2 protein-coding genes and 1 pseudogene are annotated in these 3093 nt (G+C 66.8%); 2 read left to right on the forward strand and 1 reads right to left on the reverse strand.

The window, feature by feature from the left end; all coding sequences use genetic code 11:
- Positions 1 to 93 precede the first annotated feature (93 nt).
- Positions 94 to 1665, forward strand: a complete 1572-nt coding sequence (locus AB0M47_RS42510; protein ID WP_363424677.1) for a hypothetical protein — start codon at positions 94 to 96, stop codon at positions 1663 to 1665.
- A 433-nt stretch (positions 1666 to 2098) separates the two neighbouring features.
- Here the strand turns inward: AB0M47_RS42510 and rpmE are convergent.
- A pseudogene (rpmE, locus tag AB0M47_RS42515) lies at positions 2099 to 2284 on the reverse strand (50S ribosomal protein L31); the annotation flags it as partial.
- Between the two features lie 492 nt (positions 2285 to 2776).
- Between rpmE and AB0M47_RS42520 the strand changes: the two are divergent.
- Positions 2777 to 3001, forward strand: coding sequence for a hypothetical protein (locus tag AB0M47_RS42520; RefSeq protein ID WP_363424679.1), 225 nt, complete (start codon positions 2777 to 2779; stop codon positions 2999 to 3001).
- Positions 3002 to 3093: the final 92 nt, after the last annotated feature.

Raw genomic sequence — 3093 nt, forward strand, 5'->3', positions numbered from 1 at the left:
GTCTACCCCGACCGGGCACGGCGGTTGGCCAACGACGCAGAACAGGCCGCCCACCGGGGCACCGGCATATTTGAGGCAAGATCGCTAGCCGCGGTGGCGGCGGTGCTGGCGCCGGTCTACCCCGACCGGGCACGGCGGTTGGCCAACGACGCAGAACAGGCCGCCCACCAGATCGCCGACTCGTATGAGGAGGGACGGGCGGAGTCGCTAACGGCGGTGGCCGCCGTGCTGGCGGCGGTCGACCCCGACCGGGCACGGCAGCTGGCCAACGACGCAGAACGGGCCACCCATCAGATCCCCGACCCGCACACGCGTGCGCGGGCACTTGCCGAACTGGCGGTCGCGATAGCGACGGTCGACCCCGACCAGGCACAGCGGCTGGCCCACGATGCTGAGCAGGCCACCAACCAAATCACCGACCCATTCCCCCACGCGCTGGCGAATGTGGCGGCGGCTGCAGCGATCGCGGTGGTCGACCATGACCGGGCCGAGCAGATCGCCGGCCGGATCACCGACCCCTATGTCCAGGTGCAGGCGCTAGCCGCGGTGATACAGATGGTCGATGTCACCCGGGCACAGCGGTTGGCCGACAACGCCGAGCAGGCCACGCACCGGATCTCATACCGGCATGAGCAGGCGCGGGCGTCAGCGTTAGCGGCGGTGGCTGCAGCGATCGCGGCGGTCGACCCCGACCGGGCCGAGCAGATCACGCACTGGATCACCGATCCGCGCACGAAGGCCCAGGCGCAAGCTGAGCTGGCAGCGGCCATCGCGACGGTCGACCCCGACCAGGCACGGCGGTTGGCCGACAACGCCGAACAGGCCGCCCACCAGATCACCGGACAGCTTTGGCGGGCCCGAGCGCTGGCCGCGATAGCAGCGGCGGTGGCGGGGGTCAACGCCGGCCAGGCACGGCGGTTGGCCGACGCCGCCGAGGATACCGCCCACCGGATCACCGACACGCGTGAGCAGACACGATTGTCATCCGAGTTGGCATTGGCGATCGCGACGGTCGACCCCGACTTGGCCGAGCAGATCGCCCACCGGATCACCGCCCCGCGCTACGAGCAGGCGTGGACACTAACGGCGGTGGTCGGGGCGATTGCGACGGTCGACCCCGACCGGGCCGAGCAGGCCGCCGATCGGATCACCGACGAGCACACGCGGGCGCAAGCGTTAGCGGCGGTGGTAGCGGCGATCGCGACGGCCGACACCGACCGGGCCGAGCAGATCGCCCGCCGGATCACCGACCAGCACACGCAGGCGCAGGCGCTAACGAGGGTTGCCGCAGTGGTGACGGCGGTCGACCCCGACCGGGCACGGCGGCTGGCCGACAACGCCGAACAGGCGGCCTATCAGATCGCCGACCCGTTTTGGCAAGGCCAGGCGCTGGATGCAATAGCGACCGTGGTGGCGGCGATCAACTTCGCAAGGCTACGGCGGTTCTTCGGCAGCGACGCCGAGCAGATCACCCCGAGCATCGTTGACCGGCAGGCGTCTAAGAGCCGCTTCAGGACAGCCGCCATCCAACAAGAGATGGCTCGGCACGTCAGCAGACAAATCGAGCTGGACAGAGAGTGGATTGCACAACTCAAGTACCTGCGACCACCCGATCTGTTGGCGATCTGCGACGACTTGCTTCACGCCGATTCCATATCGAACTAGTACCGTGGCACGGTTGACCGAATGAGCTGCGCGTACGCGACAGGTCCGGGGTACTGAACGGGCGTTCTTACGCGCAAACAACGCTCCATCATCGATCCGGTCGAACGCCTTGTGGAACGCGTGGGGCGGATCGCCCCACGCAGGTGGCGCCACCTCGATGATCAGAACCGTTTTGCTTCCGCGTTGCTCCCAGTGTGGCCGCCATGCCGGACCGTCTGGCCAATGTAGGACTCGACAGCGGCGTTAATGTCCGCGCTGTCGACCGCAGCATCACGTCAGGCAGGCCATCAGTTCACGCGGCACCGGCCCCCATCGTGGGCCTCGACCGCCGGGACTATCCGTGTCGTCCACCCCCGTGGGCGAGGCGCTGTGCGCCAACTTTGTGGGTCCGCCGACCAGGTCTTCGCCTTGTGTTGAGTTCATCGGCCTTGCCGACCGTGGCGTGCTTCTCCTTGAACCGGGCCGCGCGGCCGACGGTGTCCTGGGCACGCTGCTTGCCGGTGTAGAACGTGTGGCAACCGGCAGTGCTGCGGGTCGTGAAGGAGTTGCCGCAGGTGCACGTGACGGTGGTCACGTTGTACTCCGGGTGGATACCGGACTTCGTTCCGCCTCGGGTCATCTCAGGGTATGGGCTGCGGCGCTGGCGAGGCACTCCGAGGGCCCTATCCATTTTCGTCTTGCCACGCTGCCCGAGGCGGGTTGTTAGAGGTGCGGGGCAGGTGACGCGGGCCTTAGAGTGCGCGTGTCTCCCAAGTCCGAAGGGAGGTGAGATGAAGGGTCACAACAAACGTGAGAGCGAAGGTGGTGCGGCAGCGATTTATGCGCTTGTCGCGCTGATTCACGCGATCGCGACCCTTGTGACCGCGGTACGGATGTAGCCCCACCTGATGGCACAGGTGAGGCCACATCTGCGGTCGGGAAGGCCCTCGCCGGCGGGTTCAGAGGCCGGTTGGCGGGGGCTTTCCCCTTTGTTCGATCTTTGCGATGACCAGGAAAGCGTAAACCATACCTAGACGATTTACGGCTCGGCAGGAAGTCTGCCGGGAGTTCCGTGAGGCAGGCCGCCTTCGGCGCCTAAGAATCGCCGCGGGCGAAGTCGGCGTGCATTCTGATGCGCCTCATCTCGACGATGCCGAGTGCGTTCGGCCAGGGCATGGTGCAGCCCGAGGTAGACGAGGCAGATGCCGGAGCGTTCCTCTTCGCCGTCGGGTTCGGTGGTGCGGCCCATCCAGCCGAGCTGACCACACGGGGGCGCGCCCGTCATCTAACGAAGCGCCGCGCCAGCGGTCGAGAATGGATGATCGGCGAATACTGCCGGCAAATCCGCGAAGGTTAGTACGGCAGTCACGGTTCACCGTCTGAGCTGCTCGTCTTCGATGGCGGCTCGTCGTTTGTGGTGGCTGGTTTTGGCCTGGGTCTGATGGCATC

This window comes from Hamadaea sp. NPDC051192, from assembly GCF_040682475.1.
Taxonomy (GTDB): Bacteria; Actinomycetota; Actinomycetes; order Mycobacteriales; family Micromonosporaceae; genus Hamadaea; species Hamadaea flava.

Bases quoted from the DNA above. Each gene is read 5' to 3' on its own strand.
- AB0M47_RS42520 (WP_363424679.1), top strand. From the start codon at position 2,777: ATGCGCCTCATCTCGACGATGCCGAGTGCGTTCGGCCAGGGCATGGTG.